The sequence below is a fragment of the Enterococcus sp. 5B3_DIV0040 genome, assembly GCF_002140755.1.
Lineage (GTDB): Bacteria > Bacillota > Bacilli > Lactobacillales > Enterococcaceae > Enterococcus_D > Enterococcus_D casseliflavus.
This window is the reverse complement of record NZ_NGLC01000001.1, coordinates 2,249,503-2,265,762: the sequence shown is the minus strand read 5'-3', so window position 1 is coordinate 2,265,762 and position 16,260 is coordinate 2,249,503. Positions and strand designations below refer to the sequence as shown.

Annotated in this window: 17 protein-coding genes; 12 read left to right on the top strand and 5 right to left on the bottom strand. The window is 45.2% G+C overall.

Features of this window, described 5'->3' with window-relative positions:
• Positions 1 to 7 precede the first annotated feature (7 nt).
• From A5883_RS10640 to A5883_RS10625, 4 genes are read left to right on the top strand one after another with little or no spacing between them, the layout of a single operon-like run.
• A complete protein-coding gene (locus tag A5883_RS10640) occupies positions 8 to 1,297 on the top strand; it encodes a PTS sugar transporter subunit IIC (protein WP_086338512.1) in 1,290 nt (429 codons plus the stop codon).
• Positions 1,298 to 1,315: 18 nt separating this feature from the next.
• A complete protein-coding gene (locus A5883_RS10635) occupies positions 1,316 to 1,708 on the top strand; it encodes a hypothetical protein (RefSeq protein ID WP_016610048.1) in 393 nt (130 codons plus the stop codon).
• 22 nt (positions 1,709 to 1,730) lie between these two features.
• Positions 1,731 to 2,597 carry a class II fructose-bisphosphate aldolase gene (locus A5883_RS10630; RefSeq protein ID WP_010747730.1) on the top strand — a complete coding sequence of 289 codons (867 nt, stop codon included), beginning with the start codon at positions 1,731 to 1,733 and terminating at the stop codon, positions 2,595 to 2,597.
• Positions 2,598 to 3,224: a zeta toxin family protein gene (locus tag A5883_RS10625; RefSeq protein WP_086338511.1), complete on the top strand. Its 627-nt coding sequence runs from the start codon at positions 2,598 to 2,600 to the stop codon at positions 3,222 to 3,224.
• 43 nt (positions 3,225 to 3,267) lie between these two features.
• Here the strand turns inward: A5883_RS10625 and A5883_RS10620 are convergent, their stop codons facing one another.
• Complete coding sequence (locus A5883_RS10620) at positions 3,268 to 4,272, bottom strand: DUF389 domain-containing protein (RefSeq protein ID WP_228095031.1); 1,005 nt, start codon at positions 4,270 to 4,272, stop codon at positions 3,268 to 3,270.
• Between the two features lie 186 nt (positions 4,273 to 4,458).
• Between A5883_RS10620 and A5883_RS10615 the strand changes: the two genes are divergently transcribed.
• The 5 genes from A5883_RS10615 (at position 4,459) to A5883_RS10595 (ending at position 10,905) form a co-directional block, all read left to right on the top strand.
• Positions 4,459 to 5,058: an NUDIX hydrolase N-terminal domain-containing protein gene (locus A5883_RS10615; RefSeq protein ID WP_010747733.1), complete on the top strand. Its 600-nt coding sequence runs from the start codon at positions 4,459 to 4,461 to the stop codon at positions 5,056 to 5,058.
• Positions 5,059 to 5,218: 160 nt separating this feature from the next.
• Entirely contained in the window at positions 5,219 to 6,529 is a 1,311-nt protein-coding gene (locus A5883_RS10610) for an NCS2 family permease (RefSeq protein WP_016610053.1), read from the top strand.
• 371 nt (positions 6,530 to 6,900) lie between these two features.
• Positions 6,901 to 7,896 carry a LacI family DNA-binding transcriptional regulator gene (locus A5883_RS10605; RefSeq protein ID WP_086338510.1) on the top strand — a complete coding sequence of 332 codons (996 nt, stop codon included), beginning with the start codon at positions 6,901 to 6,903 and terminating at the stop codon, positions 7,894 to 7,896.
• A gap of 146 nt (positions 7,897 to 8,042) precedes the next feature.
• Positions 8,043 to 9,419, top strand: coding sequence for a PTS transporter subunit EIIC (locus A5883_RS10600; RefSeq protein WP_015509272.1), 1,377 nt, complete (start codon positions 8,043 to 8,045; stop codon positions 9,417 to 9,419).
• Between the two features lie 43 nt (positions 9,420 to 9,462).
• The gene (locus A5883_RS10595) at positions 9,463 to 10,905 is read left to right on the top strand and encodes a glycoside hydrolase family 32 protein (RefSeq protein WP_086338509.1); all 1,443 of its coding nucleotides are present in this window, start codon (positions 9,463 to 9,465) and stop codon (positions 10,903 to 10,905) included.
• A gap of 121 nt (positions 10,906 to 11,026) precedes the next feature.
• On the opposite strand, the gene A5883_RS10590 is transcribed toward A5883_RS10595, so the two are convergent.
• On the bottom strand, positions 11,027 to 11,698 hold the full coding sequence (locus A5883_RS10590; RefSeq protein WP_086338508.1) for a cyclic nucleotide-binding domain-containing protein: 672 nt from the start codon (positions 11,696 to 11,698) through the stop codon (positions 11,027 to 11,029).
• 92 nt (positions 11,699 to 11,790) lie between these two features.
• On the opposite strand from A5883_RS10590, the gene A5883_RS10585 reads away from it, so the two are divergent.
• The gene (locus A5883_RS10585; protein WP_086338507.1) at positions 11,791 to 12,450 is read left to right on the top strand and encodes a YczE/YyaS/YitT family protein; all 660 of its coding nucleotides are present in this window, start codon (positions 11,791 to 11,793) and stop codon (positions 12,448 to 12,450) included.
• Between the two features lie 21 nt (positions 12,451 to 12,471).
• On the opposite strand, the gene A5883_RS10580 is transcribed toward A5883_RS10585, so the two are convergent.
• The 3 genes from A5883_RS10580 to A5883_RS10570 are packed head-to-tail and all read right to left on the bottom strand — an operon-like array spanning position 12,472 to position 14,654.
• Positions 12,472 to 12,876, bottom strand: a complete 405-nt coding sequence (locus A5883_RS10580; RefSeq protein WP_086338727.1) for an arsenic metallochaperone ArsD family protein — start codon at positions 12,874 to 12,876, stop codon at positions 12,472 to 12,474.
• Between the two features lie 51 nt (positions 12,877 to 12,927).
• Positions 12,928 to 13,905 (bottom strand): ABC transporter substrate-binding protein, encoded by a 978-nt coding sequence (locus A5883_RS10575; protein ID WP_086338506.1) that lies wholly within the window; start codon positions 13,903 to 13,905, stop codon positions 12,928 to 12,930.
• Positions 13,902 to 14,654: a polysaccharide deacetylase family protein gene (locus A5883_RS10570; protein ID WP_176323971.1), complete on the bottom strand. Its 753-nt coding sequence runs from the start codon at positions 14,652 to 14,654 to the stop codon at positions 13,902 to 13,904. Before A5883_RS10570 ends, A5883_RS10575 begins: the two co-directional genes overlap by 4 nt.
• A 96-nt stretch (positions 14,655 to 14,750) precedes the next feature.
• Here A5883_RS10570 and A5883_RS10565 point away from each other — a divergent pair, with 96 nt between their 5' ends.
• Positions 14,751 to 15,470 (top strand): ABC transporter ATP-binding protein, encoded by a 720-nt coding sequence (locus A5883_RS10565; protein ID WP_010747744.1) that lies wholly within the window; start codon positions 14,751 to 14,753, stop codon positions 15,468 to 15,470.
• Entirely contained in the window at positions 15,467 to 16,201 is a 735-nt protein-coding gene (locus A5883_RS10560; RefSeq protein ID WP_086338504.1) for an ABC transporter permease, read from the top strand. Before A5883_RS10565 ends, A5883_RS10560 begins: the two co-directional genes overlap by 4 nt.
• The last annotated feature ends 59 nt before the right edge of the window (positions 16,202 to 16,260 follow it).

Sequence of the window (16,260 nt, the reverse complement as noted above, 5' to 3'; positions counted from 1 at the left end):
TGAAAAAATGGGCATCATCAATTTTATCATTGATAATATTTTAACGCAGGCATCGATCACGATCGCTTTAATCGCGATGTTAGGGCTGCTGCTTCAGAAAAAGTCAGCAGGTCAAGTCATTTCAGGAAGTTTGAAGACGCTATTGGGCTTCCAGGTTTTAAGCGCTGGTTCTAGCATCATCGTCGGTAGTCTGACCTATTTCGGCGAGATTTTCACAGAAGGATTCGACATGCAAGGCATAATTCCTTCCATCGAAGCCATCAACGGGCAAGCGATGAATGAGTTGGGCTTGGGTCGGGACATAGCGCTGACATTTTTAGCCATCTTTGTTTTTAATATTTTATTGGCACGCTTTACAAAATGGAAATATATTTTCTTAACGGGTCAAGCCATTTTATGGATGGCGACCATGACGACGGTCTTTGGCTATTTCGCTGGTTTACGCGGCGTTGTCTTGATTCTTGTCGGTGGGTTGATTGGGGCGATCTTTGCCGTAGCGATGCCAGCGATGTCTCAGCCCATCATCCGCAAAGTCACTGGGTCAGACGACATTGCTCTCGGACATTTCTGTACGATCGGCTACCTCTTTGAAGCAGGCGTTGCCTATCTGTTTGGAGAAAGAGGCGAGAAGAAAAAATCGATCGAAGACATCAAACTGCCACGTTCTTTTGAATTTTTACAAGATACCTATCTTTCTGTCATGGTCGTGATGGTTCCACTGTATATCGTGACGGTCTTGTTTGCTGGAGAAACCTTTGCTTCTACGCTCTCTGGTGATCAAAATTACATCATGTATGCCTTCTTGCAAGCCATTCAATTCGTGGTTGGGGTCTATGTTTTGCTAGCAGGCGTTCGGTTGCTCTTAGGCGAGATCGTCCCTGCGTTTCGTGGGATCGCCATGAAATTGGTGCCTGATGCAAAACCAGCACTCGATTGCCCAGTGTTCTTCCCATATAGCCCCAATGCAGTTATTTTAGGCTTCATTACTACAACGATTGGGACAGTCATCGCCATGTTCGTTTTACCAGTCTTTGGCTTGGCGATGATCTTGCCAGGGATGCTGACGAACTTCTTTGCAGGCGGTACCGCTGGGATCTTCGGCAATGCGGTCGGTGGACGTCGAGGGGCGATCATCGGAGGGATCTTTCACGGCTTCTTCATTACGTTACTGCCAGCCCTACTTGTAACGATCTTCAATCAAATGGGCTTTGTTAACGCTACGGCAACTGATGTGGATACCGTCACGGCAGCCTTGCTATATGCTTGGATCATCAGTCCCTTATTGAAAAACTTTTAATCGCTAGGAGGAAGACCCATGTTCTCTTTTTTCAAAAAAGAAAAAAAGCCCACAGAAACACCAGCGGTTCCTTTGACCGCTGAAGAAAGCCAAGAGGCAGAAGCGCTTATTGCAACACTAGAAAGTCAGTTGCAAGCAGAAACTGACATCGACGAACAAGCAAAATTGTATGAAGCGTTAGGCTTGGCGCAGGCAAAACTTTCCCGCACAGAAGAAGCGATCGACGCATTGGAAAAAAGCTTGCAGGCGAAAAAATCGATCGGGGACGGCTACAAAAAACTGATGTCCCTATACAATGCTCAGCGTGCCGCCGCTGCACGAAACGGCGACGATGCAAAGATCGACTATTACATGGACAAAATGGAAGAAATGCGGCAAATCGCCAAACAACTTACGATCAGCGGCAATTAAACTAGACGAGGTGGAATCAAGGATGTATACAACATTAAAAGAAGTAACGAAAACAGCAGAAGCATTGAATTTTACAGTGGGGGCTTTTAATACCCATAATTTAGAAATGCTGCCAAGTATGCTGCGGGCAGCCAAAGAGATGGGGGCACCCATCATCATTCAAACAAGTATCGATACGGCGAAATACATCGGCTATGATGTCTTGGTCAATGTCGTCAAAACGATTGCCGATCACGAGCTAGTAGATGCTGTCTTGCATTTGGACCATGCCAGAGATTTCGATGAGATCAAAGCGGCGATTGATAGCGGCTATAGCTCGGTGATGTATGATGGCTCGCATTTGCCCTTCAAAGAAAACATTTTGAAGACGCGCGCAGTCGTCGAATACGCTCATGCTCATGGGGTGTCCGTCGAAGGAGAACTAGGAACGATCGGCGGCACAGAAGAAGGCATTCATGTGGAAGAAGACGATAAAGTCTTCACACGCCCAGAAGATGCGGTAGAATTTGTTGCTGCTACTGGCGTCGATGCGCTAGCCATCGCTATCGGAACCAATCACGGTCAATTCCGCTCAAAAACCGAAGTGAATGTTGAGTTATTGAAGGAGATCCATGCAGTCGTCGACGTGCCGCTAGTCATTCATGGAGGAACTGGCGTCAAAGAAGAAGATTATCCCGAATTGATCAATAACGGCATTCGCAAGTTTAATGTAGGTACTGAATTGTTGGTCAATTGGACGAAGATTGCGAAAGAAAATTTTGGGGCAACGGAAGTCAACAAATCATTGCGCCACAACGTGATCCCATCCAATGAAGCCATCAAAGAAATCGTCAAGCATAAGATCGGCCTTTTCATGAATACGAAAGCGCCGACTGCGATCGGCAAATAGATGGTACGCAAAAAGATGCTTGTTTTATTAGCAGGCAGCCCTGGAACTGGAAAAAGTTATTTACTGAACCTGTTGAAGACACGTTTTCCTGATCTTTTCGCTCTTACGCCAGATGAAATCAAAGAGTGCTATGCCGAATCCCTCGGCTTTGATTCATTGGCAGAAAAAGCCCAGATCGAAAAGCAGTATGTTTGGCCTTTTTACTATCAGGCATTGGGTTTGTACATGTCTTTAGGAAAACGCTTGGTGGTCTCGGAATACCCCTTTAGTGAAAAGCAGAAGCCCTTGCTGACTTTTCTCGCCCAAAGCTATGGCTATGACTGCTTGACCATACGTTTGACAGCTTCTTTTGAAACCTTATGGGAAAGACGTTACTTACGTGATCGAGCGGATGACCGCCATTTGAGTTTTATCATGGAACGGTACCATTACGGGGATGTACTGGAAGATAGACAAGCTGCAACCAACCATATAACCAAAGAAGCGTTTCGGCAAATCATCACTGATCGCCGTTACGATGACTTTCAGTTAGGAGCGCTTATCGAAGTCAATGTGGAAGATTACGAGCAAGTGGATTATCGCCCGTTGATCGAGAGAATCGCTGAACAACTCAATGACTTAAATTGAAGAAAAACAGGCGCTACACCTGAAAAGGGCAGCGTCTGTTTTTTTAGTCTAAGCCCAAAAATTTCGAAGTTCCTTGGTTTTGGACTTGGAGGATTTCGGCTAATACTTTGGCATCAAATTGTCCCTCTTTATTGGCGGAATAGACATTGACCTTGAGCTGGTAATCGGGCAAAGCATAGTTTTCAAGACTTGCTTCAAGCTGCGCGACCGCTTGTTTCGAGAGTGGTTCACCGACGAGTTTTAATTCAAGGGATTGTTTCTGCTCATTAAGTGTTTGCTCCAGCAAATAATGTTCCCCCAGTTTGGCTTCTACAAAACGCTTGGCATGGTATTCCACGATGGTCGTTTGGATCGTCGTATAAACGAAGAAACTCCCAATGACCGTGATCGGTAAGGCAACCACGGCAAACTTCCACCATTTTTGGTGACGGAAATCCCCATACTGCAACAGCCAGATGGTAATGAACAAGGAAAAACAAATCAAAAAGGAATTGGTGAAAAAGAGTTGAGCGGATTCCCATGAAATCGAATAGTCTTTGATCGACAGCCCATAACCCGTTACACAAAGCGGCAAAATCAGGGACGTCCCGATGGAGACACCGATAATGACATCGTTGTCGCGGCCCCTGACTTTGGCAAATGCCAGTGCTGAACCACCGATCAATGCGACGCAAATATCCCAAATCGTCGCAGACGTTTGGGTGATGATTTCAGGTGTTGTATCTTTGACTGGCGTGAGTAAGAAAAAGGCAAATGAGATGATTAGTACGATGATGACTTGGATGCTAAAGACCAGCAGTCCTTTTTTAACCAAACGTAAATGGGAAAGACCTAAACCAAAGCCGATCCCGTTGATCCCATTTAAAAGTGGCGAAATCAACATCGCCCCGATAATCGTTGTCGTAGAGTTGTAATTCAAACCAATCGAAGCAATCAGTGTTGCACAAACTAAAAGTGCATAGACGAGCATCGTTTGGTCCATATCTTTTTGAATTTTTCCAATCAATTGTTCTTTGGAAACTAAATCAGGCGTTAAGTTCACCTTCATCATCCTTTCTGAGAAAAATCATTCTACTCTTTTCATTGTCCCTTAAATCGACTGATTTTACAAAAATCTGCGTTTATCAGGCGATAGCAACGAGAATTCAAGGATTGGGTTGCCAATCTTTTGCAAAACAGCCGATTTCCTCTAGAATAAGAAGCATAACAGAGAAATGGAAAAGGCGGGGAATGGATGAAAGATTATTTTGCGCAATACAAACGCCTGTTATCGATCGCTGAAGCAGGTTTGTACTATGGCAAAGATGTGTACGATAAGGAACGTTACCAAGAGATCAAAGAGTTGGCATTGCATTTGATGAGTACCGTCGTGGATCAAGACGCAGCTGCGTTGACCCTTTTAACAGAAAAAAATGAGGGCTATCCTACGCCCAAAGTCGATGTACGAGCATTGATCCAAAAAGACGAAAAAATCTTGCTGGTGGAAGACAGCCTGACGAAAGAATGGTCACTGCCAGGAGGCTATGCAGAAATTGGCTTGACGCCACGGGAAAACATAAAAAAAGAAGTGCTGGAAGAAACTGGCTTGCTCGTTGAGGTCAAGGAGCTGCGAGCAATTTTTGATACGAATCTAAGACCAGACATTCCGCAAGTGTTTCAATACTATAAGCTGGTCTTTGCCTGTGATGTTTTGGCAGGAGATTTTATCAAAAATAGTGAAACCTCTAACAGCGATTACTTTTCGTTGAAGGAGCTGCCGAAGCTTTCCATCAAGCGCACCACCAAGGAACAACTGGAGCAATTGGTGAATGAGAAGTCGTTACACGTTGATTAAAAACAGCTAAGGGTAAGATGTTGGAAAAAGCGTTTTATTGGTTTTTTTAACTGGATAATATTTACTTGCAGATAAAGTTGGTTTATGATTGATTTCGTCGTTTTCATTATAAAAAATCAAGCAATGGCGACACCTTTGCTTGATTGCTGGAGGAGTAAAAATGAAGAATCAAATCAATTCCTTTTTTGGGCTGGATGCCTTACAAACAACGGTCAAACGAGAAATCTTAGCTGGTTTTACCACCTTTATCTCGATGGCCTATATTTTATTCGTCAATCCAACGGTCCTTGGGGCATCTGGGATGGACGAAGGTGCTGTCTTTACGGCAACGGCGTTAGCCAGCGCATTGGGCTGTATCTTGATGGGGGTTTTAGCAAAATACCCGATCGCTACGGCACCCGCGTTAGGGATCAACGCTTTCTTTTCTTATTCAGTCTGTATTGGAATGGGGGTTCCATGGCAAACAGCATTAGCGGGTGTGTTTGTGGCATCACTGATTTTCATCGTGATCACAATCTTTAAATTACGGGAACTGATCATTGATGCGATCCCTGCTGATTTAAAATATGCCATCTCTGGGGGGATCGGTCTGTTCATCGCCTTTTTGGGATTGAGCGAAGGCGGGATCATCGTTTCCGACGATTCGACCCTTGTGGCACTAGGTTCATTGAGTGTCGGTACGACGTGGCTGACGATTTTTGGTTTAGTGATCACTGCCGTCTTGATGGTTCGCAGAGTTCCTGGTGGAATTTTTATCGGGATGGCCGCAACAACTGTTTTAGGTCTTTTGACTGGCTTGATCCAAGCACCATCCAGTATCGTTTCTGCTGCACCGAGTATTTCGTCCACATTCTTAGTGGCGCTAAACCATGTAGGAGACATCAACTCCCTGCAAATGTGGGTCGTAGTACTGACTTTCTTACTCGTCACTTTCTTTGATACTGCAGGCACCTTGGTGGGACTTGCCAATCAAGCGGGTTTTATGAAAGACAACAAAATGCCGCGGGTCGGCAAAGCACTTGCTTCTGACTCCACCGCCATGCTCGCTGGTTCTTTATTAGGGACCTCACCAGTAGGCGCATATGTGGAATCCTCCGCTGGGATCGCTGTGGGCGGTCGTTCTGGCTTGACTGCCGTGACGACTGGAGTTTTCTTCTTGTTCGGCTTGTTCTTTTCACCATTGCTATCCGTTGTTACTTCCCAAGTGACGGCACCAGCACTGATCGTTGTAGGTGTGCTGATGGCACAATCGCTGCGAGAAATCAAATGGCACGAAATGGAAATCGCAATCCCAGCCTTCTTGATTCTACTAGGCATGCCGTTGACCTACAGCATCTCCGATGGGATCGCCTTGGGCTTCATCTTTTACCCAATCACCATGTTAGCAGCCAAACGCGGCAAAGAAGTCTCACCAATCATGTACGGCTTGTTCTTTGTCTTTCTTGGGTTTATGTGGATTTTGAATGTGTGAGAGAGACGTTTTAATGTAAACTTAGTATAGGATTTCAAGTAATAAAAAACCAGTTAAGCGTGGCTTAGCTGGTTTTTTATTATATGTCGCTTGCTATAAAAATGTTCAGAATTGAATAAGGATTTACTATCCGTGGTTTATATGCCGACGGATCAGGGCGTTGTATTGCTTAAAAAAATACTCAATGATCTGATCGATCTTCACCATATCTTGTAAAGGGAGGTTTTAGTTTCTCTACCATTCATTGATTGTAAGATTACTTTGAAGTGAAACTTCATTCCAAAATCGCCCAACCCAACAATTTTCACGCAAAACCTGCGCTTTTCTATCAGTTATTGATATAATAAAAGAAAACGCAAAGGTGGGAAATCATGACAACGATCAAGGACATTGCTGAAAAGGCGGGAGTAGCGAAAAGTACGGTTTCCCGCTATCTGAACAATGGCTATATCAGTGAAGAAAAGCGCAAAAAAATTGATCAGATCATTGCTGAAACTGGCTATCGCCCCAATACATTTGCTCGTTCGCTGAAAGCCCAAGACACGAAATTGCTGGGTGTGATCATTCCTCGACTGAATTCGCCATCGACAAATGATGTGTTGAAAGGGATCGATACGACGGCACGGGAAAACGGCTATCAAATGCTGATCACCAACTCTGATCAAAGCGATGAACGGGAATTAGAAAATATCGAAATGCTGGTCAAACAAAAAGTAGCAGGGATGATCCTGTTTGCGCGCAAAATCACGCCGCAGCTGCAAGCGGTGCTGGCAGAGGTTCCTATGCCTGTTTTATTGTTAGGTCAACAGTTAGCTGGCATTCATTCCATCGTCCATGAAGATTATCAAGCTGGCAAAACCATGGCAGAATATGCAGTCAGCGCTGGCCACCGACGTTATTTATTTGTTGGCGTCAGCGAAAATGATTATGCGGTAGGTGTCTTGCGGAAAAAAGGATTTCTTGATGTCTTGGCACAAACGCCCAACGTCAAAGTCGACTTTATCGAAACGTCCTTTTCAAGAAGAGAAACGTACCAAAAAGCCCTTGTGTTCTTGAAAGATCAATCGGCAACGTACATCGCCTGTGCTACCGACAATATTGCTGTTGCTGTATTGAAAGCCGCCCATGAACTAGGGTATCAAGTGCCGCAAGACTTTTCCTTGAACGGATTTGGCGGCTATGATTCGACGGATTATGTCTATCCGACCATCACAACGACCCAATATCCCTATGTCCAATTAGGCATCGATGCCGTCTTAACAATCCAAAAACTGACGCAAGGGGAAGAGGTTCCTGAGGTGATCGAATTACCGAATCGATTAGTGGTCAAACAGTCGACTGCCAAGCGTGAAAAGCAGGAGAAATAAAGCAAATATTTTTAGAGAAAACAGGACGACCAGTTGCGGCGTTCTGTTTTTTTATTTTCTTTGCTTGCAATTGCAAACGGTTTCTGTTAATCTACAAATGTAGAACCGGTTCCACAAATGGACCGACGATCAAAGGAGTGGGAAAAATGAAGGAACAAAAAACGATCGACCAAGTGTTAGAAGCTGTTGGCGGCAAAGAAAATGTCAAAAACTTTGAACACTGTGCCACACGTTTGCGCTTGATTTTGAAAGACGATCAGTTAGTAGATAAAGACAAAGCGGAAGCAGTTGAGGGCAGCAAGGGCTATTTTTTCAACACGGGACAGCATCAGTTCATTTTTGGAACAGGAAAAGTCAATGAAGTTTATCAAGCCTTCGCAGCAGAAATGGGCAATGACGCCTCCGCTGATAAAGCTGGCTTCAAAGATGATGTGTATTCGAATCTGTCACCCGTCCAAAAAGTTGTCCGCACGTTGTCAGATGTCTTGGTGCCATTGATTCCAGCTTTGGTAACGACGGGGCTTTTGATGGGGATTCGGGGATTATTGACCGAGTTGGGGGTCACTTATAGTGCTGACTGGTTAGCTATGTTTGAAATGTTAACGGATACAGCGTTTGCCTTTTTACCTGTTTTGATCGCCTATAGTGCGACGAAAAAATTCGGCGGTAATCCGATCATTGGGATCGTGGTAGGATTGATGATGGTGGCACCGCAATTGCCGAACGCTTGGGCAGTTGCCAGCGGGGATGCAGAGCCATTGCACTTATTCGGTTTATCGATCTCTGGGTATCAAGGGTCGATTTTTCCAGCAATTATTGTCGGGATCTTAGTTTCTAAGCTAGAAAAATGGTTCCGTAAATTTGTTCCGCAAATGATGGACTTGATCGTGACACCATTCTTAACGATTGTCATTACTTTAGGTTTGATTTTGTTTGCGTTAGGACCAATCTTGCAAGTAGCTGAAAGAGCAGTCATCAACAGTATCGTCTACTTGGTGCAAGCACCATTGGGCATCGGTTATATCATTTACGGAGGGGTTCAGCAAGTGATCGTAATCACTGGATTGCACCATTCGTTAAGTATTATTGAGTTAGGTTTATTGAATACGACAGGCGAAAACGTCCTACAAGTCTTAGGTACAGCAAGTATGGCAGGACAATTTGGGGCAGCGATCGCTGCGGCATTTATTTATAAAAACAAAGTCAAACGCTCAAATGCCATCAGTGCGGCGGTTCCAACCTTATTTGGGATCACTGAACCTTTACTATTTGGGGTCAACTTACGCTCGATGCGGATTTTTGGCGCAGGCATGCTGGGAGGCGCAGTCGGTGGGTTTGCGACGTATGTCTTCCAATTAGCTGCCACTGGGATGGGCATCACTTTTATTCCAGGACTGTTGTTGTATACTGGAGATTTCGGTGCCATGCTGAAATACGTTGTCGTGATTTTGATTGCCTTTGGTGTCGGTTTTGCTGGTGTCCAATTGCAGCGCAAACCGCTAGCCAAAGAGTTGAACCAATAAATAATCCCTTGCTGTTCATCGGCAAGAGAAAAGAGGTACCACATTGTTAACGAAGGAATACTGGGCACAACTTGCCCAAACCCAAAACGATTTAGCAGAAAAAATCAGTGCTGATACGTGGCGCTTGAACTATCATTTGATGCCAGAAACAGGATGGATGAACGACCCGAATGGTCTTTGCCAATTCAAAGGCGTGGTTCATTTTTACCATCAATATGTACCGCAAACACCCCATGGCGGGGAACCACCCCACTGGGGACACAAAACGTCGACGGATTATGTCACGTTTCAAGAAGAAGCGCTGTTTCTTTCTCCCGAACACAACTATGACAAAGATGGGGTCTACTCGGGTTCTGCCTTTATCGAGAATGACACGATCCATTTCTTCTATACTGGGAATGTCAAACATCCTGGTGATCATGACTATACCTTTAGTGGACGAGAACAAAACACGGTCCATGTAATCAGCAAAGACGGCTATACCGTCGAAAAGCAAGAAGTCGTGATTCCTCATGAGGACTACCCTGAAGGATTTACCGATCATATTCGTGACCCAAAGGTTTTTGCCCACGAAGACACCTACTATATGCTGCTAGGCGCGCGTACGTTGGAAAACGAAGGCAAAATTTTGATTTATGAATCGACGGATTTAAATGAATGGACCTATCGAGGAATCTTTTTCGGTGAGGACTATGCTCTAGGCTACATGTGGGAATGTCCAGACTACTTCCATTTAGATGGCAAAGATGTGTTGGTCTTCTCACCGCAAGGCTTGGCAGCCAAAGAACATGCCTACCAAAATATTCATCAATCAGGGTATCTGATTGGTGAGGTGGATTGGGAAAACCTGACGTTTAAAGAAACTTCTGCGTTTCGTGAACTTGATTATGGGTTTGACTTCTATGCCCCGCAAACCTTTGAAGATGAGCAGAAACGTCGGATCTTGTGGGGCTGGATGGGGCTAGGGGATACCAGTCCTGAATACAGCAATCCTACGATCCCTCGTGGCTGGCAGCATGCCGCAACGCTGCCAAGACAGCTTTCGGTCAAAAATGACCAGTTGTATCAAGAACCTTTGCCAGAATTCCAAAAATTGCGAGACAAGCAAGTCAGCCAAAAAATTGTGCTATCAGAGAAACCGCAGCACTTGTCTTTCGGTGAATTGGCATATGAGTTGCAAGTTACGGCGGAAGCCCCATTGCAGCAGTTCCAGCTTGGACTTTTGCAAGATACGACTTTGGCTTATGAAGCTGGTGTCTTCACGATCCATCATGGCGTTTCTGGCTACGGTCGTAAACAGCGCAGTGTCAAGGTCGATGAACTGACGCAGCTGCAGATTTTTGTCGATACGTCTTCGATTGAGATCTTCCTAAATGGCGGGCAATATTGTTTGACCTCTCGCGTGTATCCCAAACGGACCGAGGCGATCGCTCTCAGCGGAACCGGCACGGTTTGTGTCAATGCTTGGGCATTGGCGAAAAAATAAAGCAACGATCCGAAAACGACAGCAAACAGTTGGTTTTTCTTGTTGCACCCCCAAGAGTCAGTTTTTTCTCTGGCTTTTAGGGGGGCATCATACCAACTATTTTGCTGTCGTTATTTGCTTGTTACTGCTTTTGTTGGTTTTGGATAAAGGTCTGCAGCGCAGGCGCATCGATCCGATAGCCGTCTGCAGTTTTTGTGACTAGTTTTTGCATTTTGAAATCTTTTAAGGTATACGTCAAATGGCGATAGCTCACGCCTAAGTATTCTGCGGTCTCCGTCAATTTTTCTTGAAAAAGATCATCGATCGAAGCTTCCAACAGTAGATGAGCAAGACGCCAAGCTAAGGGATAGGTTTGATTGACGGAAAAATGATCCATACGCAGCAGCAATTTTTCACCGATAGTTTTGCCTAGTGTTTGTACGAAAGCCAGGTCTTGCATGAGCCCGTGGGCTGCTGCTTGCATCGGAATGCCCAGACATGTTGTTTCACCGATCGCAACCACGGTTTTCGGTACTGTTTCGGCGCCAATCAACGTGAGATCGCCAATGCAATCACCAGGATGGAGAAACTGCAGCAAGGCACGTTTGCCGTTTTCTTGCGTTTGAATGATCTTGGCTTTGCCAGTCAATAGGACGAAAAAGACCGACATCGGCACCGTTTCTTTTTGGATCGCTTCTCGATGATCAAAGGTCCAGAGGGCACTTTGTTGTAAAATCTCCTCAGGAATCGGCAAGGGGCAGCTTTCTTTGATTGGTACCTGCTTTATTGCCAAGGCATAAGCGGTTTTTTTCACTTTTTTCCTCCGAACTAGGAGAAATCTCCTATTTGTTTTTAGTCAGTATAGCACATACTTAGAAAAGCAAAAAAGAAAGTGTGGGAGAAAAAATGAATAAAAAGCAATGGATAGGATCAGGGATTTTTTATGGGTTGAGTGCATTCGGGATCAGCTTGACCATTAAGGCAAGCGTTGGGGTCAGTAGTTTTAATGCCTTGAATGTTACGCTGGCAACGATGTCAGGAATCAAAGTCGGCACCATCACAACAGCCATCAACTTGGGCTTTTTAGCTGCCTGTTGGCTATTGGATCGGCGGCAGACATCCCTCAAACAAAAAGGCAGTGAGTACTTGATTATGTTTTTCGCTTTGCTGGCATTCGGCTATTTGATCAATGGCTTTGTTTACTACTTCTTGGCATCACTGCACTTGACGAATTATTGGAGCCAACTAGCTGCTTTGATCGGTGGGATCTTGATTTCTGGAACGGCGACGGGACAAGTCCTACGGTTGCAGGTCTTGAAATTTCCAATCGAGCACTGGTGTCATTTGCTGGCGCAACGCAGTCTTTGGACATTTAAGCAGTACCGTTATGGCGTTGATGCAGTCTGTATTTCGGGGGCACTCTTGCTAGCGATCAGTTTGGGCTTACCGCTAGCGGTGAGGGAAGGGACGGTCATTAGTTTCTTTTTGCTGTCAGGTGCCATTGCTTGGTCGAAGGAACGTGATTTGACTTTGGGAATACCGACTCGGCAAAAGCGTCAAGGGTAAATCCTTCAACGCCTTTTGATCTTACGCATCAAATTGCACAGTGATCCCAGATTTCGTCAATTGTTCCCATTCACGGATCGTTGGCAAGCGACCTTGGCAAAATAGCTGATCGTCGACATACACGAGTGGCAGACAGCTGCGGCCATAGCTTGCTAATTGCTGCCTGACGGCTTGATTCGTATGAAAAGGGGCAGCATCTTCTGTAAAGAAGTATTCGTCGATCGTTAAAGGTTCGTTATGGAATGTTTGATGAGCCTGGGTCCTTTCTTCATTTATTTTTAACTGGTGAGTCAAGTGTGCTTCCCAAGTATCTTCTTTCTGGTCGGCATAAACAGCGATCGTTGGCATTGCATCAAATCCTTTCATGGCAGCTGATTTGTCAAAAGTATACCTGAATTTCTTGCTACGAGCAAAAAAGAGTATCAAAAAGAAGTGAAACAACAAAAAAAGACGCAAATGCGTCTTTTTTGTTGTTTCTTATTCGTCAGCGGGTAAAAAATCGAAATTGGTCAACTCGTTGTAAGAATACGCTTGGTCGATTTGACCCTTATCTTTCGTCCAATCAATGATTGCGTCGAATTGCTCTTGCGGCACTGCCTGGGCATACGGATAGTCTTCCTGGCTGTCTAAGTAGGTACTCATAGCATCGGGAAATTGATAGTCTGCCAAGATGTCGGCATAGTCTTTTGCTGAATGAGCATTCATGTAATCGATGGCTTCGTTGTAAGCAGTGTAGAATGCTTTTAGGTCTTGCGGGCGATTTTGGATAACTTCGTCCATAAATTGCAGTGTGCCGCCTTTGATGCCAGCATCTTTAGAGCTGCCTAAAACAATCGCCCCTTGGGCAGCCAACATGCTGGCTTGCGGTTCCGTATAAACAGCGCCATCGACTTGGTCATTGAGCAATGCTTCGGAACGGGCAGAAAAAGAAGCGATATCCACGATGTCATAGGTAAAATCATTTTCCTGTGCAAATTGGTCCATGATGTATTCTAAAATGAAATTCGGTACAAGGGTGATTTTTTTATCCGCTAACCCTTTCATCTCAGTGATCCCTGAATTCGGTGAAGCGAGAATCTTGAAGTTTTCCAAAATATCAGAAGTGATCGTCATATCAATGCCGTTTTGCTTAAAGGTCGCTTCTGTCATGACATCGCTGATCGTACCATCCAGCTCGCCTGCCTGCACCGCCACATTGCGGTCATTCGGGGAAGTGAAGGATTTGAGTTCCACAGTCAATCCTTGCTTTTCGAAAAAGCCTTCTTCTTTTGCTAGAATGATCGGAATCGCTGATTCTGCTGGTAACACCCCGATCGTCAATGTTTGATCTGTGACCGCAGCTTCTGTACTGCTAGTGCTGGAATTGCTGGTACTTGCTGTTTCGCCAGTGTTACCGCATGCGGCAGCGCCAACAGCGAATAGTGCTAGGATACTTGCTAAAATCGTTTTTTTCATTGGTTCATTTCCTCGTTTCTAAATCGTTGTTCAAAAGCAGCCATTGGTAGTGAGAACGGGATGACTGCCCGATGGAGTTCCATTGGCTTGGTTTGTGCCGTGTTGATACCTGGTTTGGTGGTAAATGCTAGAACGAAGCCTTCCTTTTCCAAGGTAGCGATCGTCTGCGGATCATAAAAGCCAAAGGGATAGGCAAAAACATCCTTGATGGCCACGTGCTGATTGCAGCTTCGTAAGTCTTGCGCAAAGGCTGCTGGTGTTTCCCACATCGAACGCCCTTGCTGGTCCTTGCGTTCGTGAAAATGATCGGTATGGTTGGCATATTCGAAGACATCGCTCATTTCGGCTAATTCGCCGCTGCTCAATGTCCGCGAAACTTCTGACTCGTAAGGCTGAGGGGCATCAAAAAGCCAGCCAGTCACGACAAAGGCTGTTGCCTTGAAATCAGCTTCTTTCAACAGTGGGTAGGCATATTCTTTCATCGATTGATAGCAGTCGTCAAAGGTCAACAACACGGATTTTTCTGGTAGCGGCTGCTGCCGAAAATAAAAATCTTTGACTTCTGCAAGAGTCAACGTATGGTAATTTTCTGCTTTCAAAAAGTCGATTTGTTGTTTAAAATGAGAAGTGCTATTGAATAAGGGCAGAGGCAAGGCATCTTGGTAACCGTCTGCGACTTTGATCGGGCGAACCTGATCATAAAGTTCTGCTTCGGGACGTATTTCATGAAATACGAGGGTCTGAAACATCATAAACCATCCTTTCTTGTCAATCACGCAAAAAATAGTATAGCACAAAATGTGAAAACCAACACAAATAATTTGAAGAAAGAAGTTTATTCTCTGATGAGTATTCTATTCGATTCCGTTTCCTTTACCTATGGAGATACCGCCATTTTTAAAAACCTTTCGTTTTGTTTTGAGCAAGGCGCGACTTATGTGCTGCTGGGAGAATCGGGGATTGGCAAAAGCACGCTTTTATCCTTGATCAAAGGGTTGCAGCGACCGCAATCGGGCACGATCACTTACCAAGGCTGTTCCCCTGACAACATCGAGGTCGTTTTCCAAGAACTGCATTTGTTTCCTTGGCAAACAGTCTACCAAGCACTGGAAATGCCGCTGATTATCAATCAAACGCCCAGTGAGCGCCGTAAAAAACGGGTCGCCAGCTGTTTGGCTGAGTTGGGATTGACGCAGGTGCAGGACCGCTATCCGCATCAGCTTAGCGGCGGTCAAAAACAGCGGGCTGCCATGGGGCGGGGACTGATCACACAGCCCGATGTTTTATTATTGGATGAGCCGACTGCTTCGCTGGACCAAGAAACCAAAGCAAATGCACAAGCCATGATCGCTGCTCAACAGCAGCGCAGACAAAACAGCTTGATCGTGGTGACCCACGATCCAGAAGAGGCAGTGTTTTTGGGGCAGACGATTTTGCTGCTAAAAGATCAGGGCGTTACGCCGATCAGTAATCCGTTTTACGGCAGCCAGCAGGAACGAGACTCGTTGGCTTTTTATGAAGTCGTCTTGCAGTTGAAAGAACAAATGAGGGAGGCGAGGCAATGAAACCCATCAAATCTTTTGCTTGGGGCTTCTGTTCGTTTGTCGTGGTTTGGTGGGGCGTAAGCTGGGTGACCAACAACCGCTCGTTGCCTAATCCTTTAGAAACCGCTGAACGTTTTTGGGCATTACGAGAAGTCTTACTGATCCACGCAGGTGCCAGTTTGCTGCGGGTATTTGCGGCGTTGAGTGGGGCGTTGCTGGTCGGGGTGCCGTTAGGGATCTTGATTGGGCGATCCCAAAGAGTGGATCGGCTGCTTGGTCCACTGCTTTACTTTTTATATCCGATTCCTAAAGTTGCGTTTTTACCCGTCTTTATGATTTTCTTTGGCTTAGGCAATCTCTCAAAAGTTCTCTTGATTTTTGCGGTGATCGTCATTCAAGTGATCGTCTCGATTCGTGATGCAGTCACAAAGATCCCGCCAGCGTATTTTCAAGTCATGAAAAATTATACCAACCAATGGCACCATGTCTTGCGCTTCGTTATTTTGCCCGCGCTCATGCACGCGCTTTTTGCCAGTGTGCGGGTCAGTATCGGGATCGCGTTGGCTTCCCTCTTTTTTGCCGAAAACTATAACACGACGTATGGTGTCGGCTATCTGATCTTAAGTGCGTGGTCAAAAATGGACTACCCACAAATGCTTTCGGGTATCCTCCTGATTGCTTTGATGGGCTATCTGCTTTTTGCCAGTATCGATTGGTTGGAAAAAGTGGTGTGCCGTTACCGACAATCTTAGAAAAAAATGATCGATTGATAAATGTTTGCGGCAGTTCGTGTATTTTTGAACAAAATGAT